Annotated in this window: 22 protein-coding genes; 21 read left to right on the forward strand and 1 reads right to left on the reverse strand. The window is 69.7% G+C overall.

Going from position 1 to position 26618, the window contains the following annotated elements; all coding sequences use genetic code 11:
* The 13 genes from Q8Q85_03590 to Q8Q85_03650 all read left to right on the forward strand — a co-directional run.
* The coding region (locus Q8Q85_03590; GenBank protein MDP3773328.1) for a TonB C-terminal domain-containing protein at positions 1 to 455 on the forward strand (455 nt) is incomplete at its 5' end.
* Positions 452 to 1774: a DPP IV N-terminal domain-containing protein gene (locus Q8Q85_03595; protein ID MDP3773329.1), complete on the forward strand. Its 1323-nt coding sequence runs from the start codon at positions 452 to 454 to the stop codon at positions 1772 to 1774. The genes Q8Q85_03590 and Q8Q85_03595, both read left to right, overlap by 4 nt.
* Complete coding sequence (gene pal, locus Q8Q85_03600; protein ID MDP3773330.1) at positions 1771 to 2508, forward strand: peptidoglycan-associated lipoprotein Pal; 738 nt, start codon at positions 1771 to 1773, stop codon at positions 2506 to 2508. Before Q8Q85_03595 ends, pal begins: the two co-directional genes overlap by 4 nt.
* Positions 2508 to 3425, forward strand: a complete 918-nt coding sequence (locus Q8Q85_03605) for a tetratricopeptide repeat protein (protein MDP3773331.1) — start codon at positions 2508 to 2510, stop codon at positions 3423 to 3425. Before pal ends, Q8Q85_03605 begins: the two co-directional genes overlap by 1 nt.
* A 15-nt stretch (positions 3426 to 3440) precedes the next feature.
* Positions 3441 to 4250 carry a twin-arginine translocase subunit TatC gene (tatC, locus tag Q8Q85_03610; protein MDP3773332.1) on the forward strand — a complete coding sequence of 270 codons (810 nt, stop codon included), beginning with the start codon at positions 3441 to 3443 and terminating at the stop codon, positions 4248 to 4250.
* A complete protein-coding gene (locus Q8Q85_03615) occupies positions 4243 to 7083 on the forward strand; it encodes a putative LPS assembly protein LptD (GenBank protein MDP3773333.1) in 2841 nt (946 codons plus the stop codon). The genes tatC and Q8Q85_03615 overlap by 8 nt, the downstream gene beginning before the upstream one ends.
* A gap of 166 nt (positions 7084 to 7249) precedes the next feature.
* The gene (locus Q8Q85_03620) at positions 7250 to 8398 is read left to right on the forward strand and encodes a hypothetical protein (protein ID MDP3773334.1); all 1149 of its coding nucleotides are present in this window, start codon (positions 7250 to 7252) and stop codon (positions 8396 to 8398) included.
* 167 nt (positions 8399 to 8565) lie between these two features.
* Complete coding sequence (gene hutU / locus Q8Q85_03625) at positions 8566 to 10236, forward strand: urocanate hydratase (protein ID MDP3773335.1); 1671 nt, start codon at positions 8566 to 8568, stop codon at positions 10234 to 10236.
* A 133-nt stretch (positions 10237 to 10369) separates the two neighbouring features.
* Entirely contained in the window at positions 10370 to 11629 is a 1260-nt protein-coding gene (hutI, locus tag Q8Q85_03630; GenBank protein MDP3773336.1) for an imidazolonepropionase, read from the forward strand.
* Positions 11630 to 11643: 14 nt separating this feature from the next.
* On the forward strand, positions 11644 to 13695 hold the full coding sequence (locus tag Q8Q85_03635; GenBank protein ID MDP3773337.1) for a tetratricopeptide repeat protein: 2052 nt from the start codon (positions 11644 to 11646) through the stop codon (positions 13693 to 13695).
* Positions 13692 to 14681: a polyprenyl synthetase family protein gene (locus Q8Q85_03640; GenBank protein ID MDP3773338.1), complete on the forward strand. Its 990-nt coding sequence runs from the start codon at positions 13692 to 13694 to the stop codon at positions 14679 to 14681. The genes Q8Q85_03635 and Q8Q85_03640 overlap by 4 nt, the downstream gene beginning before the upstream one ends.
* Before the next feature lie 3 nt (positions 14682 to 14684).
* Positions 14685 to 14957 carry a DUF4321 domain-containing protein gene (locus Q8Q85_03645; GenBank protein ID MDP3773339.1) on the forward strand — a complete coding sequence of 91 codons (273 nt, stop codon included), beginning with the start codon at positions 14685 to 14687 and terminating at the stop codon, positions 14955 to 14957.
* Between the two features lie 49 nt (positions 14958 to 15006).
* Positions 15007 to 15225, forward strand: coding sequence for a twin-arginine translocase TatA/TatE family subunit (locus Q8Q85_03650; protein MDP3773340.1), 219 nt, complete (start codon positions 15007 to 15009; stop codon positions 15223 to 15225).
* Positions 15226 to 15285: 60 nt separating this feature from the next.
* Here Q8Q85_03650 and Q8Q85_03655 read toward each other — a convergent pair whose 3' ends face one another.
* Positions 15286 to 17100, reverse strand: coding sequence for a SurA N-terminal domain-containing protein (locus tag Q8Q85_03655; protein MDP3773341.1), 1815 nt, complete (start codon positions 17098 to 17100; stop codon positions 15286 to 15288).
* Positions 17101 to 17257: 157 nt separating this feature from the next.
* Here Q8Q85_03655 and Q8Q85_03660 point away from each other — a divergent pair, with 157 nt between their 5' ends.
* From Q8Q85_03660 to Q8Q85_03695, 8 genes are all read left to right on the forward strand, one after another.
* Entirely contained in the window at positions 17258 to 18796 is a 1539-nt protein-coding gene (locus tag Q8Q85_03660) for a tetratricopeptide repeat protein (protein ID MDP3773342.1), read from the forward strand.
* Entirely contained in the window at positions 18796 to 19263 is a 468-nt protein-coding gene (gene aroQ / locus Q8Q85_03665; GenBank protein ID MDP3773343.1) for a type II 3-dehydroquinate dehydratase, read from the forward strand. The genes Q8Q85_03660 and aroQ overlap by 1 nt, the downstream gene beginning before the upstream one ends.
* A gap of 52 nt (positions 19264 to 19315) precedes the next feature.
* Positions 19316 to 20413, forward strand: coding sequence for an aminopeptidase P family protein (locus tag Q8Q85_03670; GenBank protein ID MDP3773344.1), 1098 nt, complete (start codon positions 19316 to 19318; stop codon positions 20411 to 20413).
* 13 nt (positions 20414 to 20426) lie between these two features.
* The gene (accB, locus tag Q8Q85_03675; protein ID MDP3773345.1) at positions 20427 to 20975 is read left to right on the forward strand and encodes an acetyl-CoA carboxylase biotin carboxyl carrier protein; all 549 of its coding nucleotides are present in this window, start codon (positions 20427 to 20429) and stop codon (positions 20973 to 20975) included.
* A complete protein-coding gene (locus Q8Q85_03680; GenBank protein ID MDP3773346.1) occupies positions 20968 to 22269 on the forward strand; it encodes a PilT/PilU family type 4a pilus ATPase in 1302 nt (433 codons plus the stop codon). The genes accB and Q8Q85_03680 overlap by 8 nt, the downstream gene beginning before the upstream one ends.
* Positions 22269 to 23627 (forward strand): acetyl-CoA carboxylase biotin carboxylase subunit, encoded by a 1359-nt coding sequence (accC, locus tag Q8Q85_03685; protein MDP3773347.1) that lies wholly within the window; start codon positions 22269 to 22271, stop codon positions 23625 to 23627. The genes Q8Q85_03680 and accC overlap by 1 nt, the downstream gene beginning before the upstream one ends.
* Complete coding sequence (locus Q8Q85_03690) at positions 23624 to 24376, forward strand: 2-phosphosulfolactate phosphatase (protein MDP3773348.1); 753 nt, start codon at positions 23624 to 23626, stop codon at positions 24374 to 24376. Before accC ends, Q8Q85_03690 begins: the two co-directional genes overlap by 4 nt.
* Before the next feature lie 94 nt (positions 24377 to 24470).
* Entirely contained in the window at positions 24471 to 26588 is a 2118-nt protein-coding gene (locus tag Q8Q85_03695) for a DNA translocase FtsK (GenBank protein ID MDP3773349.1), read from the forward strand.
* The last annotated feature ends 30 nt before the right edge of the window (positions 26589 to 26618 follow it).

Here is a 26618-nt window from a genome sequence, read left to right on the forward strand (position 1 = left end):
CGGCGGCGCCCCCGGCCTCGCCGCCGCGGCCTCGCGCCGCCGCCACGCCTGCGCCCGCAATGCCATCGCCGAGCGCCGCAGCCCCAGCTCCCGCGTCGCCGCTGGCACCCGGCGCGACGCCCGGCGCCGGCACGGACCCGACTACCGTCCGCACCGAGGGAGTCGAATTCCCGTTTCCGGGGTATCTCAGGAATCTCGTGGCCCAGGTGTTCCGGCGTTGGCGGCCCTCGACCGACGCGGAGCTCCAGGCCGAAGTCTTCTTCTTCGTTCACCGTGACGGATCCGTGACAGGCTTGCGGTTCATCCGGCGGTCGGGCTCCTTCGCGTTCGACCTCGAGGCGCAAGGCGCCCTAGAGGCCGCTGCGCGCGTGCATGCGTTCGGGTCGCTGCCGGACGGGTACGGAGCTGACGTGCTCCCGGTCTCGTTCTTCTTCAGTCCGGGGTCGATGCGGTGAAGCTAGAGTGCGTGGGGCGTGGTGCGCGGGACGTCGGGCGCGTCGCGCTTCTCGCGCTGGTCTCGTGGTCGAGCATGCTCTTCGCGCAGGACACGACGCGGGTGGAGAGTGGTGTGCGGGTGGGGATCACCTACACGCCGGGGAGCCGCCCGACGATCGGGGTGACGGCGCCTCCGGGCGCGGTGTTCGATAGCGTGAAGGCGATCGTGGCGCGCGACCTCGACCAATCGGACCGGTTCGAGATGGTCGAACGCCCGCCCAGCGACTCGGCGTCGCGCATTGGCACCGGACCGGCCGCGCGTTACCTGGTCGTCATCGATACGGCTCCGGAAGGCGCGGTGGTGGCCGTCGTGCGCCTGCTTGACGTCGCGACCAACCGCAGCCTCGCCCGCGTCGAGGTACCGCTGCAGGCGATGGGTGCGCCCGGATGGCGGCGCGCCGTGCACCAGGTGTCGGACGAGGTGGTGCGCGCGGCCACGGGAACGCCCGGGGTCGCAGCGACGGCACTGCTTTTCGTCCGCGAGGGCCAACTGGCCCGCATCGATGCGGACGGCGCGAACCCGGCCGGCGTGCGGTCGGCCGGACGCCCGGCGCTCTCGCCCGCGTGGTCGCCGGGTGGACGGTTGATTGCCTACACGGCGTTCGTGCGCAACGGTCAACCCATCGTCCTTCAGGACCTGGCTACGGGGCGGCGGGAGGTGGTGCCGACCACCGAGTACGGGCTCAACATCACGCCGGAGTTCTCGCCCGACGGGCGCCTCCTGGCGTTCGCGCACGGCACCGAGGCTGGGATGGACGTGTATGTTTACGACGTGGAGCGCCGGTGCTGCGTGCAGCGGATCACCGCCGGCCGCTTCTCCGACAACCTGTCGCCGACCTGGAGCCCGGACGGCCAGCGCCTGGCGTTCATCAGCGACCGCTCGCGCTCGCCGCAGCTCTACGTGATGGCGGCGGACGGCACGAACCAGGAAGTCCTCGGCCGCTTCGACTTCGGCGCGACGGGACCTACGGCGGGGCCGGCTTGGTCGCCGGACGGGCAGGCGATCGCCTTCCACCGCGAGGTGGGAGGCACTCCGCAGGTGTTCGTGTTGGACCTCGCGACGCGCGCGGTCCGGCAGATCACCGGTAGCGGCAGGAACGAGGACCCGACGTGGGCGCCGGACGGGCGCCACCTGGCGTTCGTCTCCACCCGCGGTGGCGGGCGGGACCTCTGGATCGTGGATCTGGAGACGGGGCGCCAGCGCCAACTGACCAGGGTAGGAGGCGCGAGGCTTCCCTCCTGGTCTCCACGGCTTGCTTCCGATGAGGGCAGGGAATGACCGGTTCGTCGGGCGGTCCACGTCGTCGTCATCGGTCGGTCGGTCCGTCGGTCGGTCCGTCCGTCCGGGTTTTCTTCGCTGCCGCGGCGTTCGTCGCGAGTGCGTGCGGCGGCGGCCAGCCGCCCACCCCGGCGCCCACTCCTCAGCCGGCGGCCGACTCGGTGCGCGCCAGGCAGGCGGCGGATTCGATGGCGGCGACGTCGCGGCGCGACTCGGCGCTCGCCGTGGCGCGACGGGATTCGGCCGTGGCGCGTGCCCGAGCCGACTCGGTCGCGCGGGTGGAGCGGGAGCGTGCCCGGGCGGACTCGGTGCGCGCGCAGGTGTTGCGGGACGGGGCGGACCCGTCGGCCGCCGGTCCGGTTCCTTCGGGTCTGGATCCGGTGCGCGGCGCCGCTCTCTCACGAGCGATCCACTTCGATCTCGACCGGGCTGACCTCACCCCAGAAGCGACGCAGCTCCTCGAGGAGAAGCTCGCGATCCTGCGGGCCAACCCGCGACTCGAGATCCAGATCGAAGGGCACTGCGACGAGCGGGGCCCGGACGAGTACAACCTGGCGCTGGGCAACCGCCGAGCCGCCGCGGCCAAGCGCTACATCGTGGAGCACGGCATTGCCGATGCACGCATCGCCATCATCTCATACGGCGAGGAGCGGCCGGCGGACCCCGGTCACACCGAAGAGGCCTGGGCGATGAACCGGCGCGCCGAGTTCGTGGTCACGCGGGGAGGGCGGTAGTGCGCTTGCGGGCCGCGGCCCTGTCGGCGCTCGCGCTCGCCTCCGGCGGGTGCGCGCTGCGCAGCGACGTGACGCGCGTGGAGCGGCAGCTGGCCACCCAGCAGCGGGAGATGGCGCGCGCAGACTCGGCGCGGGCGGCCGGCCTCGCAGCCGTGGCCCGACTGGTGCAGGGATTGCTGGACTCGCTCGCGCTGCAGCAGGACGCGCTGACTCGGCTGCGCGGCGATCTGCGCGTGGAACTGTTCAACGTCCAGCAACAGCTCGTGGCGATCCAGGAGCTGACCGGGCAGAGCCAGCAGCGGCTCTCGGAACTACGCGGGCAGATCGAGCAGCGGTCCACCCAGCTGGCCTCGCCCGCACCGGCAGGGCAGCCTGCGCCGCCCAGCGGGACACCCACGGTCGCCGACGGAGCGCCCGCACGCAGCCCCCCCCCGGGCGCGGCCCCTGCTCCGGGAGCCGCCCAGCCGGCCACGCCCCCGGGCCCGCCCGCGACGCCATCGCCCGCGGCCGCGACCCCGCTGGTCACGCCGGAGCCCACCGCCGACCAGCTCATGGAGCTCGCGCTCCAACAGTTGCGCCGCGGCAGCCCGGGCACCGCCCGCATCGCGCTGGCTGAATTCCAGCGCCGCTTCCCATCGCACGCGCGCGCCGCCGACGCCGAGTTCTTCACCGGCGAGGCGTGGGCCGCTGAGCGGCGCGCCGATTCCGCGGCGGCGGCGTACCACCGGGTGGTGGAGCGATTCCCAGCGTCGCCGCGGGCCGCGTCCGCGCTCTACAAACTCGGCGTTCAGGCGCTGGCGGCGGGCCGCCGTGACGAGGCGCGCACCATCTTCGGTCGCGTGGTGGCCGCTTACCCGGCATCGGAAGAAGCGGCGCTGGCCCGCGACCAGCTGCGATCGCTCGCGCCGGGCCGCTGAACCCGGGGCCGGACGATGCCCGAAGAGAAACAGCCCACCCGCGGTGAGATGCCGTTCCTCGACCACCTCGAGGAGCTGCGCTGGCGCCTGCTCAAGGTCGTGATGGCGATCGCCGTCGGCGTCGTGGCCGGCTACGTCATCATGACCCACTATGACGTCATCGGCTTCCTCAAGCGTCCCATCGACCCATTCCTGCCGAGGGGCAACAAGCTGCTCTTCACCAGCCCCCTCGACCCGTTCATGCTGACGCTGAAGCTCTCGCTGGTGATCGGCCTGCTGGCGGCGTCGCCGGTCGTGATCTGGCAATTGTGGCGGTTCCTGCGGCCCGCTCTCTACGACCGTGAGCGGTCGGTCGTCGTGCCCGTCGCCGTGGCCGGCGTGGGGATGTTCCTGGCCGGGGCCTCCGCCGGGTTCTATCTGGTCCTGCCCCTGGCGCTCAAGGTGCTGCTCGGTTTCCAGAACCAGAGCCTCGAGGGCTTCATCACGGCCCGCGAGTACTTCAGCCTCGCGACGACGGTCGTGCTCTCCTTCGGCGCGGTGTTCGAGCTGCCGCTCGTCCTGCTGCTCCTGGTCTACCTGCGCATCATCTCCTCCGCCTTCCTCCGCCGTCACCGCCGGACGTTCGTCATCGTGAACGCCATCCTCTCGTCGGTGCTGACTCCCGGCGACATCGTCGTGATGGCGGTGGTGGTGATGGTGCCGGTCCAGCTCTTCTACGAGGTCTCGATCGGGCTCGCGATGATCCTCGAGCGGCGGCGCGCCCGCGAGGCCGCGGCGGAGGAGCGCGAAGGAGAGGGCGGAGTCCCGGCGACGGGCAGTGCGTAGGGTGCGCGCAGGCTGGATCGCGGCGTTCGCGCTGGCGCTCGCGGCGACGAGCGGGGTGGCGCAGGTCCCACGCCGGGAGCGGATCCCGCTTCGGCCCGACCCGGTCCGCGCCCCTGCCGACACGGCCCGCCAGCGCGCCGCCGGCGCCGCCCGGGACACCACGCGCGCCGGCCGTGGCTCCGGCCTGCCGCAGCGGCCATCACGCTCCTTCGCCACGCCGGACTCCGTCACCCAGTCTCTCCTCAACCGGCGCGGCTTCCGCATCACCCGCTACAACGCCGACTCGGTCCAGTTCCTCGCCGAGGAGAAGGAGATCCGGCTGTCGGGCCGGGCCCTCATCGAGCGTGACCAGTCGACGCTCGAGGCCGACAGCGTACGCTACCAGGAAACGAACTGCGATCTCATAGCGGTCGGCTCGCCGAAGCTCTTCGACCGCACCGGCGTGCTGGTGGGGGTCGGGATGCGCTACGATGCCTGCAACCATGCCGGGATCATCGAGAACGCCACCACCGACTTCGAGGAAGGCAGTGCCACGTGGTTCCTGCGCGGTGACCTCGCGGTGGACAACGAGGAGAACCGGACCTATGCCGCTCGCGCCACCATCACCAGCTGTGACCTCATCGACCCGCACTATCACTTCGCGGCCCGCGACGTGAAGTGGGTCTCGAAGCGGCTGATGGTGTCGCGGCCGGCCGTGCTGTACGTGGCGGACGTGCCGATCCTGTGGCTGCCGTTCATCTTCCAGGACATGCGCCGCGGCCGGCGCTCCGGGCTGATGCCGCCGCAGTTCGGCATCAACGACATCGTCCGTAACTCGCCCCAGTACCAGCGGCATGTCACGAACCTCGGCTACTACTGGGCGCTGAGCGATTACACCGACGCGCAGGTGACCGTCGACTGGTACGCCCAGCGCTTCACCACCTTCAGCGGCCGCTTCCGATACCGCTGGCTGGATCGCTTCATGTCCGGCGGCCTCTCGCTCCAGGAGCTGCACGAGGCCGAGGGCAGCAGCAGCCGCCGCATCTTCTGGAGCCACCAGCAGAACTTCTCGCTGAACAGCAGTCTCACGGCGAGCCTCGACTACGCTTCGAGCTCGCGCATCATCTCGCGCAACTCCGTGGACCCATTGCTCGCGGTCGCGACGATCGACAGCCGCCTCCAGTTCCAGCGCCGGTTCGACTGGGGCACTCTCTCGATAGGCGGCAACCGCACCCAGTCGCTCGACAAGCCGCTCGTCACCACGAACTTCCCACGCATGGACTTCACGCCCAGCCCGATCGCGCTGTCGGGACGGATCACGTGGAGTCCGTCCTTCAGCGTGCAGAACGCGCTGACCAGCCAAGCGGGGCCGGGCTACCTGGTGTTCCGGGGCCCGGGCGCGCCGGACACCGCGTTGGTGGACTCCCGCCAGACCAGCATCAGCGTCGCCACGCCGTTCCTCATCGGCCGGTTCAACTGGAGCAACAGCGTCTCGATCACCGACGCGTGGAGCAGCCAGCACGACGGCATCACCATCCCCGATCCGGCGGACCCGACGCGCCAGCTGGTCCGGACCTACGGCGAGTCGTTCGAGACCGGCGTGGACTGGAACACCGGGATCAACCTCCCGGTGCTCTTCCAGGGTACCTGGAGGCTGTCGCCCAGTATCCAGATCGTGAACAACACCGGCGGCCCGTTCCTGCTCCGGAACCGCTTCACGGAAGGGGCGTTCGTGAGCCAGGGGAAACGGCTCCAGTACTCGGCCGGCATCTCGCCGGCGTTCTTCGGGCTATTCGGCGGCATCGGCCCCATCGCGCGGATAAGGCACTCCGTCTCGCCCAGCCTTTCGTGGGCCTTCTCTCCGGCCGCGACCGTGCCCGAGGACTACGCCCGCGCCATCTCGCGTGACGGCCGCGTCACCACCCGGCGCAGCGACGCGCGGCAAACCCTGGCGCTCGGCCTGTCGCAGAACTTCGAGGCCAAGCTCCGCCCGCCCCGGCCCGCCGGCGCCGACACCTCGTCGGCCGACTCGCTGGCGGCTGCCCCCGGCGCGAACCAGGAGCAGGAAGGCCGCAAGATCAAGCTCCTGTCCATCCAGTCGGGCGGCATCGCGATAGATCTCGAGCAGGCGAAGAAGCGGGGACGCACCGGATGGCTGACCGACAACTGGGGCAACACGTTCAGCTCGGACCTGCTGCGCGGGTTCTCGCTGGCCACGCAGCACGATCTCTTCGACGGCCCGGTCGGCACGGTGGGCTCGCGGTTCAGGCCCTTCCTGACCGGCGTCACGGCAGGGTTCTCGCTCGGCACCGGCACGCTGCGCACCCTGGGCTCCATCCTAGGGCTCCGCGCCGCCCCCGTCAGCACCGAAGCCCGCCCGGACAGTGCCCTGCGGCAAGACAGCGTGGCCCTCCTGAATGACCGCTTCGGCACGCCCTTCCAGCGCGGCCCGAACGCCACCCGCTCCACGGCGCTCGCGCAGCTGGCCCCGCGGATCGGCGCCGGTGGCGGCTTCGCGGCGTCACTCAACTACAGCCTCTCGCGACAGCGGCCCGCGACCGATTCCAGCGCCACCCAAACGGCGCCGACGCCGGTCCAGCAGACCGTCTCGGGCAGCCTCTCCTTCCAGCCGACGGCGCACTGGTCGGTCTCGTGGCAGACGTCGTACAACTTCACGCGCAACGAGTTCAGCGACCATGTGGTCCGGCTCGACCGGGACCTTCACGACTGGCGCGCCACGTTCACGTTCATCAGGTCCGCCAACGGCAACTTCCTCTTCAGTTTCTTCATCCAGCTGATCGACCAGCCGGACATCAAGTTCGACTACGACCAGCGCAACATCCAAGGCCGTTAGCGTCCGGGGACACAAGGAAGTGTCCTCTACAGCGGACAGTCGTGGCTAGCCACCGCCATCCGGCATGGCATCGTAAGTAATTGTGAGACATCGTGTTAGACGACGGACGGCGCCGGGGCACGTCCCCTGCGTTCGTAGCGGTCGCCACCCCAAACGGGAGCAGTACATGTTAAGGGCGCTGGTTCAGACTTCTCTGGTGATCTCTGCGGCGGCGTTCGCGGCCGGCTGCTACGATGACCTCGTGTCCGTCTACGTGCCCGCGTCGCCGACCGGCCTCGCCTACGAACTCGAGCCCTCGGGCGACCCGCTGCGTCCTCGCGGCGTCATCCTGCGTTGGACGCCCACGACCGACGGCAACGTCGAGAACTACAACGTCTATTCGCGCGCCAGCCAGTCCGAGAGCTTCGGCCTGCGCGGTACGACCTCCTCGCCCAGCTTCCATGACGACGGGTTGCCGCACCTCGAGTACTACGTCACGGCGGTCTCGGTCGACGGTGGGGAGTCGGATCCCTCGGGCGCGGTCTTGGTGGACGAGCGCCTCCGTCTCCCGGCGCCCGCGTCCGTCACCAGCATCTCACTCAATGCCGCGATCCACGTCCAGTGGAGCGACAACGCGTTCACGACCGACCCGAACGGCTTCTCGCACTATCGGATCTACAGCGCGATCTACGACCTGGACCGGAACCTGTGCGCCGCGAACTGGACGCTCGAGGGGACGACGGTCGCCGCGAGCTTCCTCTCGGCCAACCTCACTAACGGGCGGCCACGCTGCTTCGGCATCTCGGCGGTAACGATAGAGGGGTTCGAGAGCCTCTGGTCGCCGCTGCGCAACGACACCCCGCGCCCGGACGGGAGGAACGTGCTGTTGTTCGCGTCCGGAGGGAACCTGATCGCCAACGCCTTCCGCTTCCACGTCGACGCCAACGGCAACGGGCTGGCGGAGCCGGGGGAGCTGGGCCGCACCGGTTCGCGGACGGACCTTACCAACGACTTCTACCTTACGCTGGACCCGAGCGGCGCGATCTTCATCGTCCCGCTGCGCACCGGAACGCAGATAACGATCTACGGGAATGCGCCTATCGCGGACCTGACGTCCATCGACCTCGCACCGGCCGCCGGATACACCCGGAACGCGGTCCAGGCCTCTCCCCTGTATGGATACGTCTTCCAGATGACGGCGGGTGACCCGTTCGCCCGGTATGGGGCGATCCGGGTGACGGCGGTGGGGACGGACTACGTGATCTTCGATTGGAGCTATCAGAGCGACCCGGGGAATCCGGAGCTGGTCAGGTTTGCAGGGGGCAGCGGGCAGTAAGCGTTGCAGGGTTGCAGAGTTGCAGCGGTTGACAGGGAATCGGAGGGCAGTGATCAGCGCCTGAAAACTGGCTGACGTCCTGCTCGCTGATTCCTGCAAGCCGCTGCAACCCTGCAACTCTGCAACTCTACTTCACACCGAACCCTTTTGTACTGTAGCTTTTCCGAATGACGATCGCCGCCCCTCACCTCGTCCGAGCCCCGCGGGGCTCGGTGTTGTCCTGCCGCGGCTGGGTCCAGGAAGCCGCCCTGCGCATGCTCATGAACAACCTCGATCCCGACGTGGCGGAGCGGCCGGACGACCTGGTGGTGTACGGTGGGACCGGCCGCGCCGCGCGGTCGTGGGAGGCGTTCGAGGCCATCGTGCGCACGCTGCGCACGCTGGCGAACGACGAGACGCTCCTGGTCGCGAGCGGCAAGCCGGTCGGGGTCTTCCGTACCCACGAGGAGGCGCCCCGCGTGCTGATCGCCAACGCGAACCTCGTGGGTCGCTGGGCGACCTGGGACGTCTTCCGCGACCTCGAGCGGAAGGGCCTCATAATGTACGGCCAGATGACGGCCGGCTCGTGGATCTACATCGGCACGCAGGGCATCCTCCAGGGCACGTACGAGACCTTCGGCGCGGTGGGGCGCCAGCACTTCGGTGGGTCGCTGAAGGGCCGTCTAATCGTCTCGGGCGGCCTGGGCGGGATGGGCGGCGCGCAACCGCTTGCGGCGACGATGAACGACGCCGTCTTTCTCGGCATCGAGGTGGATCCGGCGCGCATCCGTCGGCGGGTCGAGACGCGCTACCTCGACCGGGAGACAGCCTCGTTGGACGAAGCGCTGGCGTGGTGCGACGCGGCGCGGCGCAAGGGCGAGGCGCTCAGCGTGGGTCTCGTCGGCAACTGTGCGGAGGTGCTGCCGGAGCTGACGCGGCGCGGCGTCGTGCCGGACGTCCTCACCGACCAGACCTCGGCGCACGACGCGCTGAACGGGTACGTCCCGGCTGGGCTCGACCTCGATGAGGCGGCCGGCCTCCGGCTGAGCGATCCCAAGGACTACGTGAAGCGCGCCATGGACTCCATGGCCGTTCACGTCCGAGCGATGCTCGACCTCATGCGCCGCGGCGCCGTCACTTTCGACTACGGGAACAACCTCCGCACCCAGGCGCTGGACGCGGGCGTCAAGGAGGCCTTCGACTTCCCCGGCTTCATACCCGCCTACGTGCGGCCGCTCTTCTGCGAGGGCAAGGGACCCTTCCGCTGGGTCGCGCTCTCGGGCGAACCCAGGGAGCTGGCGCGCACCGACCAGCTGGTGCTCGAGCTGTTCCCGGAGAACGAGCACCTGCGCCGCTGGATCACGCTGGCGAAGGAGCGCGTCGCGTTCCAGGGACTGCCGGCGCGCATCTGTTGGCTCGGCCAGGGCGAGCGGGCGCGCTTCGGGGCGCGGCTCAACGACCTGGTCGCGAAGGGCGAGGTCTCGGCGCCCATCGTCATCGGTCGTGATCACCTCGACACGGGTTCGGTGGCCTCGCCGTTCCGCGAGACCGAGGGGATGCTCGACGGCAGCGACGCCATCGCGGACTGGCCGGTCCTCAACGCGATGCTCAACGTGGCGAGCGGCGCCTCGTGGGTCTCGTTCCATCACGGTGGCGGAGTGGGGATCGGGAACTCGCTCCACGCGGGGCAGGTGATCGTCGCGGATGGAACGCCGGCCGCGGCGAGCCGGCTCGACCGCGTGCTCACCAACGATCCCGGCCTCGGCGTCGCGCGCCACGCTGACGCGGGCTACGACCTCGCGAAGGAGACCGCGGCGCGCCACGGGATCCGCCTGCCGATGGAAGAATCCGGCCATTAGCCGTCTCGCTCTCGTCAACGCGGGAGCTGTGGTCACCGGGCCGCCGACGGGCGATCCGGTGCGGCGGCCTGGCTGGGACCACCTCGGCGTGCGGACCGGCGTCGGGGTCGGCGTTGAGGACGGGCGCATCGCGATGGTCGCGCCTGATCGCGATGTGAGGGATTGGTTCCATGAAGCGGCTCGCCGGCGGGGTCCCACGCCCGACGGCGGTCGGACGGCACGCTCGGCACCCGCCGCCGGGCCCGGGCCCCCGCCGGACTCGCCGCCAGATGAAATTGTCTCCTGCGAAGGCCGGCTGGTAACGCCCGGCTTGGTGGACTGCCACACCCACGCCGTCTTTGGAAAGCCGCGGTTGGATGACCAGGGCCGGCGGGCGCGAGGGGAGGACTACAAGGAAATCGCGGCGGCGGGCGGCGGGATCCTGTCGTCGGTCGCGGACTTCCGTGCCCGCGGCGAGGACGAGCTGCTGGACCTCACTCGCACGCGAGTGAGCCTGCTAGCCACCCTGGGCACGACGTCGGTCGAGATCAAGTCGGGGTACGGACTCGCGCTGGAAGAAGAGCTGAAAGCGCTGCGCGTAGCGCGACGCCTGAGCGCGGAGCTGCCGGTCACCGTGGTGCCGACGTTCCTCGGTGCGCACGAGGTGCCGGCGGAGTACCGGTCGAAACGCGACGCATACATCCATCTGGTCACCGATCAGATGCTCCCGGCGGTCGTGCGCGAGGGGCTGGCGTCGTTCTGCGACGTCTTCTGCGAGCCGGGCGTGTTCTCGATCGCGGAGAGCGAGGCCATCCTCACCGCCGCTCAGTCCCTGGGTCTCGGCGCGAAACTCCACGCCGACGAGCTCGACCCGGCGGGTGGCGCGCAGCTCGCCGCCAGGCTCGGCGCCGTCTCTGCCGACCACCTCGCCGCCATCCATCCCCAGGGCATCGACGCCCTGGCGGCGAGCGGGACGGTGGCGGTGCTGCTGCCCGGCACGCTGGTCTTCCTGGGCAAAGCGCGGCAGGCGCCCGCGCGAGCCCTCGTGGACTCGGGCGCGATCGTCGCCCTGGCCACGGACTTCAATCCCGGCAGCTCGCCCAGCGCGAACCTGCCGTTGATGATGGCCCTGGCGGTGAGCCAGTCGCGGCTCCAGCCCGAGGAGGCGTTCATCGGCGCGACCGTGAACGCCGCGTGGGCGCTGCGACTGGCCGATGGGCAGGGGCGGCTCGTCCCGGGCGGACGGGCGGACGTGGCGGTGTGGAACTGCCGCGATGTGAGGGAGCTCGCCTACTGGTACGGAATGCCGCTCGCGTGGCGGGTTTACGCCGCCGGTCGTCCTTGTCATGAACCTGATGCGGGCATATCTTCAGCCCGATATCGCGCCGGGCCACTTTCTCCGCCACAATCCTAGGTTTTCGTGGGCGCATGAGCAATCTCGACAAGTTCAAAGATCAGGCACGCAAGTTCGAGCTGAAGGGGCAGTGGCAGAAGGCGATCGACCAGCTCACCAAGGCTATCGACACCTTCGAGGCCACCCCCGATGGTGACGACGCCGAGCTCGTGCTTTACAATCGGGTCGGCGATCTCTACCAGAAGGCCGGCGACACCCAGAACGCCATCACGTATTACGAGCGTGCCGTCGACAAGTACACCGAGGTCGGTCTCGCCAACAACGCCATAGCGCTCTCCAACAAGCTCCTGCGCCTCGCGCCGGGACGCTCTCAGGTGTACCTCAAGCTCGGCATCCTTTTCGCGAAGAAGGGCTTCGGCCCCGATGCCAAGCATAACCTTCTCGAGTATGCCGACCGGATGCAGAAGGCCGGCCAGATCGAGGAGGCGTTCAAGGCGCTGAAGAAGTTCGCCGAGATGACGCCCGGGAACGACGACATCTGGGCGGTGCTGGCGCAGCAGGCGCGGGCTCAGGCCAAGACTCCCGAGGCGGCGGAGCAGGTCGAGAAGCTGCTGGCGGAGTTCGAGGCGAAGGACAGGGTGGCCACGCAGCGGCGCTCGCGGATGAGCCGGAGCATGCTGACGGGCGAGGAGCTGCCGCCGGAACCGCCCGCCAAGAGGGACCTCGTATTCCTCGACATCAACGAGCCGGTGCAGCCGCGCCGCAGCGCCGTTGCAAAGGCTCCCGTCCTGGAACCGACCCCGCCCGAGCCGGAGATCCCGGCGCTCGAGATCGAGACGACGTCGCTCGCGGAGCCCGAGGTTGCGCCCCCCAGCGCCGACCTCCCGCTGCTCGAGCTGGAGCCCACGTCGCTCGCCGAGCCTGAAGCCGCTCCCCCCCTCGACGACCTGGGATCGCTCGACCTGGAGGTAGCGCCGGTCGCGGGAGGGCCGCAGGAAGAGGCGCCATCGACCGCCGGCCTCCCGCTGCTGGACGTCGAAGAGGAGGCACCCGCCGCAGCGGAGATCAGCTCGACGCTCGAATTCCTCGACCTGGGGGAGGTGACGACGGCCGCGCCGAGCGTCGAGGACCTCGAGTCCCGCATCGCCGCTGGTCCCGAGGATTGGGAGGCGCACCGACTTCTGGGCGAGGCGCTGCTCGAGCAGGGTGAGCGTGAGCGCGGTCTCGCCGAGCTCGACGCGGCGATGGATGGCTACGACCAGGCGGGAGACCTGGAGATGGCGAACGCCGTCACCGAGGAGGTGATCCGCCTCAACCCGAACAGCGTGCGGCACCAGCAGCGCCGGGTCGAGATCGCGTACCGGCGCGGCGACAAGGCGCGCCTCGTGGACGCGTACGTCGAGCTGGCCGATGCGCTGTTGCGCTCGAACGATCTCGACAAGGCCATCGCGGTCTACCAGCGGGTGCTGGAGCACGATCCGTCCAACGTCCGGTCCAAGTCCGCGCTCGATACCCTGGCGCCTCCCGCCGCGCCCGCGGTGCCTCAGGCCCCCCCGCCCGCCGCCGCCGTGGCGGCCAAGGGGGACTACGTGGACCTCGGGGCCCTTCTATTCGACGACGAGGACGAAGGCTCGGTCAAGGACACGCGGATGCGGATCGAGGACGAGGAGCCCTCCGGCGACGACAAGAAGGACTTCTCGCAGATGCTGGCCGCATTCAAGAAGGGGATCGAGGCCAACGTGGGCGACGAGGACTTCCAGAGTCACTACGACCTGGGCGTCGCCTACAAGGAGATGGGGCTGCTCGACGAGGCTATCGCGGAATTCCAGAAGGCACTGCGAAGCAGCGAGGGCCGGCTCAAGTCGTCGGAAACGCTCGGGCTCTGCTTTTTCGAGAAGGGCCAGTTCGCCGTGGCGGAGACCATCTTGCGACGCGCGCTCGAGTTGCCGGCGGCGAGCGAGGCGGAGCGCATCGGGCTGCTCTACTGGCTGGGCCGCGCGCAAGAGGAGCAGGGCAAGGGACCCGACGCGCTCGGTTCGTACAACCGGGTCTTCGCGGAGGACATCAATTTCCAGGACGTCAACCAGCGGGTGCAGGCGCTCTCCAGGGCGGGAGCCCAGCGGTGACCCACCAGGCCGCCGGCGTCACCCTGGCCGACGTGCAGCGACCGGTGGTCGCGCACCTCGACGCCGTCACCGCGGACCTGCGCGCGATCATCGCGGCCGATTTCCCGCTGATCGCGGAGGTCAACGGGCACCTCCTCCAGATGAAGGGCAAGCTCTTCCGCCCCACGTTGCTCCTGCTCGCGAGCGAGGCGTCGGGCGCGCGGGACCCCCGCGCCGTGCGGTTCGCCGCCATCATCGAGCTGATCCATCTCGCGACCCTGGTGCACGACGACTCGGTGGACCACTCGTCGCTGCGGCGCGGGATGCCGACGGTGAACTCCCTGTTCAGCCACCAGATCGCGGTGATAATGGGCGACTACCTCTACTCGCGCGCGATCATCGAGCTGGTGAGGCTCGACGACCTCGAGCCGCTGAGGGTGCTCTCGCGGGTGACCAACGAGATGACGGTCGGGGAGATGCGGCAGCTCGCGGCCTACGACGCGCTGAGCTTCCGCGAGGAGGACTACGAGCTGCTCATCAGATCCAAGACCGCCTCGCTCGTCGCCGCGACCTGCGAGGTCGGCGCGCTTCGCGCCGAGCCGGACTCCCGGAGGGCGCTGCGCGGGTACGGCGACTCGCTAGGTATGGCGTTCCAGATCACCGACGATCTTCTCGACTATACGGAAGGTGAGGCGGTGACCGGCAAGCCCTCGGGGTTGGACCTCAAGGAGCACAAGGTCACGCTACCGCTCATCGCCGCGTTGCCTCACCTGACGGACGATGAGCGCCGGGAAGTGCAGCGGCTCTTCCTCGCTGCCAGGCCCGCCGACGATCAGGTAGCTAGGGTCATGGCCATGGTTGCCAGGTGCGGCGGGCTCGACTACGCCCGCGAGCGTGCGGCGGCGTACGCGGCACAGGCCGAGGCCTCGCTCGAAGAGCTCGCGCCCTCGGCGGCGCGCGACGCGCTGCGGGACGCCATCGCCTACGCGGTCGAGCGGCGGCGCTGAAGCGTGGCGCCGGTCCCGCGCCGCCCGCTCTTCTATCTCGGGGTGCTCGCCTCGGGGTTCGTCCTGGGCGGCCTGCTCTCGTCGTTCCTGCGCCGATTCATGCCGGAAGGGGCCCCGCGCGACGTCCTGACGTACGCCGTGACCGCTCATCTCGGCCCCGTCACCCTGGACCTGCTGGTGCTCTCCTTCACGATTGGGCCCCTCGGTGTTAATGTTTCTGTGCTGGCGGTAGTCGGGGTGGTCTTGGCTTACCTGTTGGCTCGCTCGTTGTTCTAGGGCGGTTGAAGAGCCGGAAACTCTTCAACTCTTCAACCAGGAGTGACCTATGTTCGGGAATCTGGGCATGTCCGAGATCCTGATGGTCCTCGTGATCGTGCTGCTCGTCTTCGGCGCGAAGCGGTTGCCGGAGATCGGGTCCGCGATGGGCAAGGGGATTCGGGAGTTCAAGCGGAGCATGCGTGAAGTGACGGAGGAGATAGACCGACCGGAGCCGCCCGCGGAGCCGAGACGCCTGGCTCCGCCGGAAGAGCGCCGGCAGGGCTGACCAAAGAAAGACGGGGCGCGGATCGAAGAGACCGCGCCCCGTTTTCACGTCGCCCGGCGGCTACTGGGTCTGCTGCTGAGCCGCCGGCCGTAGCACCTCGGCCCGCCGATCCTTGACGTTCGCTGCACGCCGGAGCGCCTCAAGGTAGGCCTGTACCCGCACCTGACGCGCCGCCCGCAACACCGCCAGCCGCTGGTCCTCCTTTTGCTGCACCCATGCCGCTGAGTCGGCGCCCGTCCGCCGCAAAGGCTCCATGAAGAAGAACGCGGCGTCGTTCGAGAGGAGTCGCGACCGCTCACCCAGGCGCAGGCGGAAGGCCGTACCAACGGCCTCGGTAGCGGCGCCGAGCAACGGCACCGTGGCGGTCCGGGTGAAGGGGCCCAGCGTCGTGAGTGTCAGCCGCAACGCCGTGGCCACCTGATCGAGGGTCTGGCCGCTGTTGAGCCTCCGCTCCGCGTCGCGCGCGATGGCCTCCGCGGCCGCGCGCTTCTTCGCGAGCGTTACCCCGACCTGCACTGCCGCGCCCACCTCCGCGAGCGGCGGCACGCCCGCGGGCGAGAGGCTGTCGAGCCGGAACACGTAGTACGCTCCGTTGGTCTCCACGACCGGGCTGGTCTCACCCGGCTGGGCCTCGAACGCCCAGACGCCGACGTCCGGGATGCGGTACCGGCCCAGCACGTATGGCACCCCCTCGAAGAGCGGCTCGGGGTGCTCGACCCCGAGGGACATGAGCTGCGCCGCGCTGTCGAGGGCTGCGGGGCTCGACTGCTCCGCGGCGAGGCGGTCGAGCGAGTCAGCCCGGGCCTCGAGCGTGTCGAGGCGGGCGCCGATCCGGGCGATGGGGAGCAGGATGTGCCGCGCCTTCACGCTGTCCGCGGTGCGGCGCTCGACCTCGATCAGGTGCACGCCGAAGGACGAGACGACCGGCTCCGAGATCTGGCCGATGGGCAGGCGGAACGCGGCCTGTTCGAACGGCGCGACCATCTGCCCGCGGCCGAACATCGGCAGCTCGCCGCCCTGCTCCCGCGAGCCTGAGTCGGCGGATTCGGCGCGCGCGATCGCCGCGAAGTCGGCGCCGCGGAGGATCGAGTCACGGAGTGCGCGGGCGTGCGTCATGATCAGCACCGAGTCCGCGGTCGTCGGCAGTTTCAACACGGCGATGAACGAGACCACGGCGCGCGCGGGCCGCTGGAAGTCGTCCCGGTGGGCGTCGTAGTAGGCCTGGAGGTCCTGGTCCGTGACCTGAGCCGACGCCTGCGCCGGCACGTCGGCAGGCCGGATCACCAGCGCCCGCACCGACACCGAGTCGTGCTGGTCGCGCCAGATCGTCCAGAGCTTGCCATCCGGGACGTAAATGTCCGAGGTGACCTGCTCCAGCAGCTTCAGCCGCGGCAGATCCTCGCGGAACCGCTGCTCCATCGCGAGCAGGTACGGGCGGCTCGCCGTCGTCTGGGTCAGGAACCGCTCGTATTTCTGGAAGTCGAACTGTCCGTCCGTCTGGAACTGCGGGTCGGTCGTGATCTCGCGGGGGGGGTAGCGCCGCACCGCGTCGCCGATCTCACGGTCCGACACGACGATGCCACGGCGCCGGTACTGCTCCCGGAGGAGCTCCGCCTGGACGAGGCGGTCGAACGCTGCGTTCTCGATCTCCCGCTGGTCCTCCCGGCTCAGCTGCTGCCCCGGGTTCTGCTGGCGGGCTTCCTCGTAAGCGTTGCGGTACGCATCCAGCCACGCCTGATAGCGGATCGGAGCGCCGTCCACCGTGCCGACGTCCTGGGTCTGGAGTTGGGCGCCCCCCATGCCCACGTCGAAAACCAGCCAGCCCACGAATGCCACCGCGAGGACGACCATGATGACCTTAGTCTTCGCGCGCATCGTGCTCAGCATCGACCTTCACTCCCGAAAACAGGGTATCCGCAGCATCCGGAAAGCCGCTAAATGTAGAAGGGACAACGCCCAAAGCCAACCGCCGGGAGGCCGTTCCCGTTGACACGGTCTGGAGCCGCAACGTATACTCGCCAAGTCGCGCCGCATGGACCGAACGCCCAGGGGTTGGATGGCCGCCTCCAGCGAAATCGAGAAGCTCGAAACCCGCTACGCCGAAAACCCGGAGGGTCGGTACTTCGCGCCGTTGGCCGACGCCTATCGTAAGGCGGGGCGGGTGGACGATGCCCTACAGCTTGTCCACAAGGGTCTCGAGAAGCATCCGGACTACCTCTCGGCTCACATCGTCCTCGGCCGCTGCCAGCTCGACAAGAAGGACGACGCGGCGGCCCGGGACGCCTTCGAGACCGTGCTCGGCCTCGACTCCGAGAATATCATCGCGCTCAAGAGCCTGGCGGAGATAGCCGAGCGGTCGGGTGACACCGCCGCGGCGCGCGGCTGGCTTCAGAAGCTGCTGCTCGTAGACTCGATGAACACGGACGCCGAGGCGGATCTCCAGCGTCTGGGTGGGCCGCTGCCCGGGGAAGCGCCCGGGGAGGGAGCTCCCGCGGAGGAGGCGCCCGCGGCCGAAATCTCCTTCGCGGACGTCACGGCGGATGCCGAGGCGCCCACCGAGCCGGTCCCCGCGATCGAGCCGGAGCCGTCGCAACCCCCGCCCGCGTTCACGGAAGCGCCGACCGAACCGATGGCGGGCATCTTTCTGGATGAGCTCGAGCCGCCCGCGGTGGCTCCGGCAATCGACTTCCTCGACCCGGCCCCGAGCCACGAGGCGCCGACGGCGCCGGTCGAGGAGCTGGCCGCGGCCGGATCGGTGTGGGACGCCGCGCCCGAAGTGGCCAGCATCGACTTGGATTCCTCGCGCCCGCCTGGAGCGGCGGGCGTCGGGCTGGACCAGACGGCGCCTTCCGTCGACCTTAATCTGATCATGCCGGAGGACGTGACGCCCCCGGAAGAGATGAAGCGGCCGTCGAGCAAGCTGGTGCAGATGGTCTCCCCTCAGGTGCCGGCCGAGGAGGCGCCGCAGCACCGCGAAGGCGGCGCGGAGCCGATGCTCACCGAGACAATGGCCGACCTGTATCTCAAGCAGGGCTTCAAGAGCGAAGCCGCGGACGGGTACCGCCGCCTGCTGGCACAGCGGCCGGACGACGCCACTCTCAGGGCCAAGCTGGCCCAGGTCGAGGGCCCGCCGCCCAGCCTGAGCGCCGCGGCGCTCGGCTCGGAGGCCGTGGGAGCCTGGCTCCGACGGGTGGCCGGGTCGTCGCTCTCGGCGCCGCCGCCGCCCCCGCCGCCGCCGCCGGCCGCTCCGCTGGCCGAAGATCAGACCCCGATGGAAACCGCGTTCGCCGCGCCCGAGCCCGAGCCGGCGGCCATGGGGGAGCCGGCGCGCCCGGCCAGCGACGCGTTCTCCCTCGACCAGATCTTCGGCGCCGAACCGGGTGCGGGCGTTGCCACGGCCGCGCCCCCGCGGGAGTCCCAGGCGGCAACGCCGGCCAATGCGTCGTTCGACGAGTTCTTCGGCGCCGCACCCGAGAAGGAGAGCGTGCGCCCGAAGCCGGCCGAAGCCGCTCCGCCGGCCGAGGACGACGTCAGCTCCTTCAACGCCTGGCTCCACGGACTCAAGCGCTAGTGCACATCGCGGTCATCAACGGTCCGAACCTCAACCTGCTGGGGGTTCGGGAGCCGGAACGCTATGGCACCGCCACGCTCAGCGCGATCGAAGCGCGGGTCCGTGAGCGCGCGGCGGCGCTGGGAGCGGAGATCGGCTGGTTCCAGTCCAACCACGAGGGCGCGGTCGTCGAGGCGATCCAGGCCCTGCGCTCCGCCTCGGATGGCGCGCTGATCAACGCCGCGGCGTTCACCCACACCTCGGTGGCGGTCCGGGACGCCGTGCTCGCCGTGAACGTACCCTTCGTCGAGGTCCATCTCTCCAACATCTGGGCCCGTGAGGAGGAGCGGCACAAGTCACTGCTCGCGGATCTCGCGGTCGGTGTGGTAGCGGGGTTCGGCGCCGACTCGTATCTGCTGGGGCTCGACGCCATGGTCGGCTGGCTGCGGCGCACGGAGCGGCCGACGCCGGGCGCCCTGGAGGCCTGACCGTTGCGGCGGGCGCCTCTCCGTCTCCACGTCCTCACGTCTTCCCGTCCGCATGTCTGATCGCCGCCCCGAGCGCCTCGCGTCGCTCCGAAGGAAACTCGCGGCGGAAGGGCTGGACGGCCTGCTGGTCACGTCGCTCCCCAACATCCGCTACCTGACCGGATTCTCGGGCACCAGCGCGGTGCTTCTGGTGACGGCGGCGCACGCCGTCTTCCTCTCGGACTTCCGCTACCAGACCCAGGCGGCGCTCGAGATCGGAGACTTCGCGCGGATCGAGATCGACTCCGGCTCCGTCTGGGAGCGCTTCTTCAAACTGTTGCCGGAGCTTCCCGGCCTGACGACGATCGGGTTCGAGGCGCACGTGATGACCGCCCGGGACGGGGCGAAGGTGGCCGATCCCGCCCGCCCCTGGCGCTTCCGGCCGACGGCGGACATTGTCGAGGCACTCCGTTCCGTGAAGGCCCCCGAGGAAGTCGAGGCGATCCGTGCCGCCGGCCGGGTCGCGGCCGACGCGCTCGGGGACATGGTACTCCAGGTGCGCTCCGGGCAGACGGAACAGGAGGTCGCCGCCGCGCTCGAGGGCGCGCTCAGGCGCCACGGGAGCGAGGGGTATCCGTTCCCGACCATCGTGGCCTCCGGGCCGCGCGCGGCGCTCCCCCACGCGCGCACCTCGCGCCGGGTGATCGCGTCGGGCGACTGGCTGTTGGTGGATTTCGGCGCGATCGTGGACGGCTACTGCTCGGATGTCACGCGGACGTTCGTGGTGGGCGCTCCGGCGAGCCCGAGACAGGCGGAAGTTCATGGCCTGGTGCGTGCCGCGCAAGCGGCGGCACTGGCGGGGCTCCGCGCGGGGTTGACGGGCCGGCAGGGCGACGCCCTCGCTCGGGACGTGATCGAGGCGGCCGGCTGCGGCGACGCGTTCGGCCACTCGCTCGGCCACGGCGTGGGGCTCGAGGTGCACGAGGCGCCGCGACTGGCGAAGACGGCGGACACGCCGCTGCCGGCGGCCGCGGTGGTCACCGTCGAACCGGGCGTCTATCTTCCCGACTGGGGTGGGGTGCGGATCGAGGACGACGTCGTGCTCCGCCACGACGGCGCGGAGTTGCTGACGGAGTTCCCGCGGGACCTCATGGTTCTGGGCCAGGGCTGACGAGGAGACGCGCGTGAAGAAGAAGAACAAGCCGAAGGCTTCCGCCAAGGGCAAGCCGGCAGTCCCGGGCGACCGGGACCTGGCGGTCCTAGAGAAGCTCCTGTCGATGCTCGACGGCTCCTCCGCCGCGACGATCAAGCTCGAGCGCGGAGGGACGACGTACGAAGTGTCGAGGGGCAGCGCCGCGTCCCACCACCTCGTCCACTCCGTCCCGGGTGGCGTGGCGGCGGGTCATTCCGCTCCGCCTGTCTCCGCCGTTCCGCCGGCAGGGGGCGGGGCCGGAGCGGGTGCCGTCGTTCCGCCCGCGCCACCCTCCAATCTGATCGAGATCAAGTCACCCATGGTGGGCACCTTCTACCGGGCCCCGGAGCCGGGGGCCGAGCCCTACGTGAAGGTGGGAAGCCGCGTCTCGGCCGGCCAGACACTGTGCATAATCGAGGCGATGAAGATCATGAACGAGATCGAATCGGAAGTGACCGGCACCGTGCGCGAGATCCAGATCGACGAGGCCCAGCCCGTCGAGTTCGGCCAGGTCCTCTTCCGGGTCGAGCCCAATGTCTGAGCCCGGCGCGACGCGGCCCGCGGCGCCCGCGCCGGGCGCGGCGCCTGGCGCTCCAGCGGCCAAGGCCCCGCCGGCGACGGCCTTCTTCCAGAAGGCCATCAAGACGATGATCGAGAAGAAGGGTTCCGACCTCCTGCTGAAGGTCGGCCGCGCGCCGACGGTGCGCGTGGCCGGCGAGTTGGAGCAGATGGACATGACCCCGCTCTCGCCGGCGGACCTCAAGTCGCTGGCCGAGCAGCTGATGCAGCCCAAGCAGCTCAAGGAGTTCATGGAGACGAAGGAGGCGGACTTCGCCATCGGTGTGCCGGGGGTGGGCCGTTTTCGCGTCAACGTGTACTGGCAGCGCGGCACCCTGGCCTTCGCGTTCCGCGTCATTCCCTACGAGGTGAAGACCATCGAGGAGCTGCGGCTCCCCAAGATCCTCGAGGAGATCGCGGTGAAGCCGCGTGGGCTGGTGCTGATCACGGGCGTCACCGGCAGCGGCAAGTCCACGGCCCTCGCCGCGATGATCAACCACATCAACACGACGCGCCGGGTCAACATCATCACCATCGAGGACCCGATCGAGTTCCTGCACCGGGACATCAACTCGATCGTGAACCAGCGCGAGGTGGGTGCGGACACCCTCTCGTTCCACGCGGCGCTGAAGCACATCCTGAGGCAGAACCCCGACGTGATCCTGATCGGCGAGATTCGCGACATCGAGACGCTGGACGTCGCCCTCAAGGCGGCGGACACCGGCCACCTCGTCTTCTCTACGCTGCACACGACCGACGCGACGCAGACCATCAACCGCGTGATCTCGTTCTATCCGCCGCACCAGCACGAGGAGATCCGGCACCTGCTCTCTACCGCGCTCCAGGGCGTGGTGTCGCTCCGCCTGGCGCCCACCAAGGACGGCGTGGGTCGCGTCGCGGCGTGCGAGGTGCTGATCAACACGGCCGCGGTGCGGGACAACATCCGGGACGTGAAGGCCCAGCTCAACATCCCGGATCTCATCAAGGAAGGGAATATCCAGTACGGGATGCAGTCCTTCGACCAGAGCCTGATGCGCTGGTTCACGATGGGCGTGATCTCGCTGGAAACGGCCCTGTTCTTCTGCTCGAACCCGACCGAGTTCTCGTTGCAGATCCAGGGCATCGCGGGCACGAGCGACCGGACGTTCGAGGGGTTCCAGGATGGCGAGGAGAAGAAGGGGGCCTTCGATCCCAAGACGATCCCGCCCGCGGAAAAGGGCAGCCGCGGCTCCGGGAGCGACCTGCCCGGGCTGAGCAGGGACCCGCTCCAGCACTGATGTTCAAGAAAGTCCTGATCGCCAACCGCGGTGAGATAGCCGTCCGCGTCATCCGGGCGTGTCGCGAGTTGGGCATCGCGACCGTCGCCGTCTATAGCGAGGCCGACCGCGAGTCACTCCACGTCCGCTTCGCCGACGACGATGTCTGCATCGGCCCGCCGCCCGCGCGGGACAGCTACCTCAGGATCCCGCAGATCATCGCCGCGGCGGAGATCACCGGTGCCGACGCGATCCACCCTGGTTACGGCTTCCTCTCCGAGCGCGCCGAGTTCGCCGAGATCGTCACCGCGTCGAACATCACGTTCATCGGCCCCACAGCGGACCAGATCCGCCAGATGGGGGACAAGGCGCAGGCGCGCAAGCTAGCCCAGGAGGCCGGCGTGCCCACGGTGCCGGGCTCGCCGGGTCTGGTCGCCGACGGGGACGAAGCGCTCGGCTTGGCGCGCGGCATAGGGTTCCCCGTGATCATCAAGGCGGCGGCGGGCGGGGGCGGGAAGGGGATGCGCGTGGCGCAGAACGAGGAGGATTTCGGCCGGCACTTCCAGCTGGCGCGAAGCGAGGCGCTGGCCTCGTTCTCGAATGACGCCGTTTACATCGAGAAGTACCTGGCGCGGCCGCGACACGTCGAGATCCAGGTGATGGGCGACCAGCACGGCCGGATCGTCCACCTCAACGAGCGCGACTGCTCGGTCCAGCGTCGGCACCAGAAACTGATCGAGGAAGCGCCGTCGCCGGCGCTGACCCCCGAGACCCGCGCGGCCATGGGCGCCGCCGCGGTGAAGTTGTCCAGGAGGATCGGCTACGTCGGCGCGGGGACCGTCGAGTTCCTGCTCGACACCGACGGCTCGTTCTACTTCATGGAGATGAATACCCGCATCCAGGTCGAGCACCCGGTCACCGAGATGTGCTCGAGCTGGGACCTGGTGAAGGAGCAGATCCGGGTGGCGGCGGGCGAGAAGGTGGGCATCCCCAGGGGCGGGCTGAAGCTCCGCGGGCACGCGATTGAGTGCCGGGTCAACGCCGAGGACCCCGCCCGCAACTTCCAGCCTTGCCCGGGGCTCGTGACGACCTTCCATCCGCCCGGCGGCCCCGGCGTGCGCGTGGACACGCACCTGTATGCCGGCTACACGGTGCCGCCTTACTACGACTCGCTCATCGCCAAGGTCATCGTCCATGGGAACGACCGGGCCGAGGCGCTGGCGCGCATGCACCAGGCGCTCGACGGGTTCATCATCGAGGGCGTGAAGACGACGATCCCGTTCCTCGGCCGGGTGCTGATGCACCCGGATTTCCAGCGGGGCGACGTGGACACGAAGTTCCTGGAGCGCGAGAGCCAGCTCATGCAGGAGCCGGCTTGAAGATCGACGTTTTCTTCACCCCGGCGGGTCTCAGCCCGTCCGACGTCGCGGGCCGCAGCGTCGTGGTGCTCGACATCCTGCGCGCGTCCACGACGATCACGTTCGCGCTGGCGGCCGGCGCCAAGGCGGTGCTCCCCGCGGCCTCCACCGAGGAGGCGCTGCGCATCGCGCAGAACCTGGAGCGCGACGACATGCTGCTGGCGGGCGAGCGCCGGTCGGTGCGCATCCCCGGCTTCGCCCTCGGCAATTCGCCGCTCGAATTCACCCCCGAGGCGGTGCGCGGCAAGACGATCGTCATGACGACGACCAACGGGACGCAGGCCCTGATCGCCGCCCAGGGGGCGCGTGAGATCATCGTGGGGGCCGCCGTCAACTTCGCGCTGGTCGTGCAGCGGGCGCGCGCCGCGCTCGAGCAGCACGGGGACTTGGCGATCCTTTGTGCCGGCCGCGAACGTCAATTCGCATTGGAGGACGTCTTCGCCGCGGGCCGGCTCGCCAAGGTGCTGCTGCCCGAGGGCGGCCTACGCCGGGTCGAAGTGAACGACGGCGCGCTGGCGTCGCTGGAGATCGCGCGTCACTTCGGGGAGCGCTGGCTCCGAGCGCTGAGGGCGAGCACCCATGGCCGCGAGCTCGCGGGGCTGGGATTCCGCGACGACGTCAAGGCCTGCGCCGAGGAGAACACCCACCCGGTGCTTCCGCTCTACGCGGACCGGAGGATCACCGCCCATCGACCCCCGAACGAAGGATGACCTGTGGGCCATCGCGGCCCTGCTCGCGGGCGCGTTCCTAGCGCTCGCGACGCTCCCGGCGCCAGTCTCGGTAACCGGCCCCGCGGGCGCCGCCTTGGGCGGCGCGCTCCGCGAGTGGTTTGGCATCGGCGCCGCCGCGTTCCCACTCATACCTCTGTTCTGGGCCGTCGCCCTGTTCGGCCACTTCGAGCGGTCCTTGGGCCGGCGCGTCACCATCCTCCTGGCCGGTCTCGCGTTCACCGCCCCGTTCGCCGCGGGCGCGATCTACCAGTACACCGACCCGGCGGCGCGGGCCCTGCTCGAAGCGGGACAGCCGCCGGAGCATTTCGCCCTGGCCGGTATCATCGGACTCTTCTTCGCCTACTACCTGCGCGTGATCGGGCCGATCGGGGAGGGGCTCCTCGCGCTCGGCGCGTTCTCAGCGCTCACGGTCTCGACGATAGGCTGGAACCCTCTGGGAAGACTGAAGAAGCGAGAGGCCGGCGAGCCTGAGGCCCCGGGTGGCAGCGCGACGAGCACTCACGGGGCGCAGTCCGGCGTCGCCCCTCGCGCTACCGAGCCGGCCGGGCCCGTCGAGGACATCTTCGGCGAAGACGAAGAGCCCGCGCCCACGCCGAAGCGGGCCAGGAAGCCGAAGCTGAGGCTCATCAAGGGTGGCGGGCCCTCGGCCGACGTGCCGGGCGACCTGCTCCCGCCGATCGACCTGCTCAACCCGCCCTACGCCGAGCCCCCGAACTTCGAAGCCGAGCTCGACCATCTACAGCATATCCTCCTCGAGACGCTGAAGCAGTTCAAGGTGGAGGGCACGCCCGGCGGCCGGACCACCGGCCCGGTGGTGACCCAGTTCGAGATCGTGCCCGCGCCCGGTGTGAAGGTCGGGCGCATCGCCGCGCTCGCCGACGACCTCGCCCTCGCCATGAAGGCGCAGTCCATCCGCATCGTCGCGCCGATCCCGGGGAAGGGCGCCGTCGGCGTGGAAGTGCCGAACCCGACTCCGCGCGTCGTGGGCTTCCGCGAGCTGCTCGAGACGCCGCAGTGGGACAGCGCCGGCGAAAAGCTGTTCGTCCCCATCGTGCTGGGCCGGAACCTCGAGGGCCGGCCGATCATCGCCGACCTCGCGAAGATGCCGCACTTGCTCATCGCCGGCGCGACGGGTTCGGGGAAGTCGGTCTGCATCAACAGCGTCATCACGAGCCTCGTGTACCGGTACGCGCCGGCCGAGCTCCGGATGATCATGATAGACCCCAAAATGGTCGAGCTGTCGATGTACAACGCGTTGCCGCACCTGCTGCACAGCGTCGTGACCGACAACCAGGACGCGGCCAAGGTGCTGAAGTGGGCGGTGTGGGAGATGCAGGACCGCTACACGCTCCTCCACGCCAACCGGGCGCGCAACCTGGTGGACTTCAACCAGAAGGTGACCGAAGGGCAGACGCTGAAGACGCCCAAGGGCGAGCCTTACACGGCCGGCGGGCTGCCTTACATCGTGATCGTCGTGGACGAGCTCGCGGACCTGATCATGACCGTGCAGGCCGAGGTCGAGACGCCGCTCGCGCAGCTGGCGCAGAAGGCGCGCGCCATCGGCATCCACCTCATCCTGGCGACTCAGCGGCCGTCGGTGAACGTGATCACGGGCCTCATCAAGGCCAACTTCCCCAGCCGGATCGCCTTCCGCGTCGCCTCGAAGATCGACAGCCGCACCATCCTCGACCAGAACGGCGCTGAAGCCCTCCTCGGCAACGGCGACATGCTCTTCATGCCCCCGGGCAGGAACGACCTGATGCGCATCCAGGGCTCGTTCATCGCGACCGAGGAGACGGAGCGGCTGATGCACTGGTTCGACGCGCGGCGCGAGGAGCGCCTCGCGGTGGCGCGCGAGAGCGTCGGCCCCGAGGAAGCTCCGTTCGCCGCGGAGCGCGACATCCTGGCGGAGGTGGATCAGCGGCTGGCGCTGGAGGAAGGCCCAGAGGAAGAGGGCGGCACCGCGCCGGGCGAGCGGGACACGCTGTTCCGCCAGGCGGCCGAAGTCTGCATCCAGAACATGAAGGGCTCGACGTCGCTGCTCCAGCGCCGCCTCGGCATCGGGTACGGCCGGGCCGCCCGCATCGTCGACCAGCTGCACGACGCGGGGATCCTGGGGCCCGAGGACGGTTCGAAGCCACGCGAGGTCCTGGTCGGGCTCGAGAGTCTGGACAGGATCATCGGGGAGTAGGGGAGGGGAGCGGGGAGCGGGGAGCGGTAC

Source organism: Gemmatimonadales bacterium, from assembly GCA_030697825.1.
Taxonomy (GTDB): domain Bacteria; phylum Gemmatimonadota; class Gemmatimonadetes; order Gemmatimonadales; family JACORV01; genus JACORV01.

Bases quoted from the DNA above. Each gene is read 5' to 3' on its own strand.
- Q8Q85_03650 (MDP3773340.1), top strand. From the start codon at position 15,007: ATGTTCGGGAATCTGGGCATGTCCGAGATCCTGATGGTCCTCGTGATC.
- Q8Q85_03660 (MDP3773342.1), top strand. From the start codon at position 17,258: ATGGACCGAACGCCCAGGGGTTGGATGGCCGCCTCCAGCGAAATCGAG.
- Q8Q85_03620 (MDP3773334.1), top strand. From the start codon at position 7,250: ATGTTAAGGGCGCTGGTTCAGACTTCTCTGGTGATCTCTGCGGCGGCG.
- tatC (MDP3773332.1), top strand. From the start codon at position 3,441: ATGCCCGAAGAGAAACAGCCCACCCGCGGTGAGATGCCGTTCCTCGAC.
- Q8Q85_03680 (MDP3773346.1), top strand. From the start codon at position 20,968: ATGTCTGAGCCCGGCGCGACGCGGCCCGCGGCGCCCGCGCCGGGCGCG.
- hutU (MDP3773335.1), top strand. From the start codon at position 8,566: ATGACGATCGCCGCCCCTCACCTCGTCCGAGCCCCGCGGGGCTCGGTG.
- Q8Q85_03670 (MDP3773344.1), top strand. From the start codon at position 19,316: ATGTCTGATCGCCGCCCCGAGCGCCTCGCGTCGCTCCGAAGGAAACTC.
- pal (MDP3773330.1), top strand. From the start codon at position 1,771: ATGACCGGTTCGTCGGGCGGTCCACGTCGTCGTCATCGGTCGGTCGGT.
- Q8Q85_03635 (MDP3773337.1), top strand. From the start codon at position 11,644: ATGAGCAATCTCGACAAGTTCAAAGATCAGGCACGCAAGTTCGAGCTG.
- accC (MDP3773347.1), top strand. From the start codon at position 22,269: ATGTTCAAGAAAGTCCTGATCGCCAACCGCGGTGAGATAGCCGTCCGC.
- Q8Q85_03655 (MDP3773341.1), bottom strand. From the start codon at position 17,100: ATGCGCGCGAAGACTAAGGTCATCATGGTCGTCCTCGCGGTGGCATTC.
- hutI (MDP3773336.1), top strand. From the start codon at position 10,370: ATGGTCGCGCCTGATCGCGATGTGAGGGATTGGTTCCATGAAGCGGCT.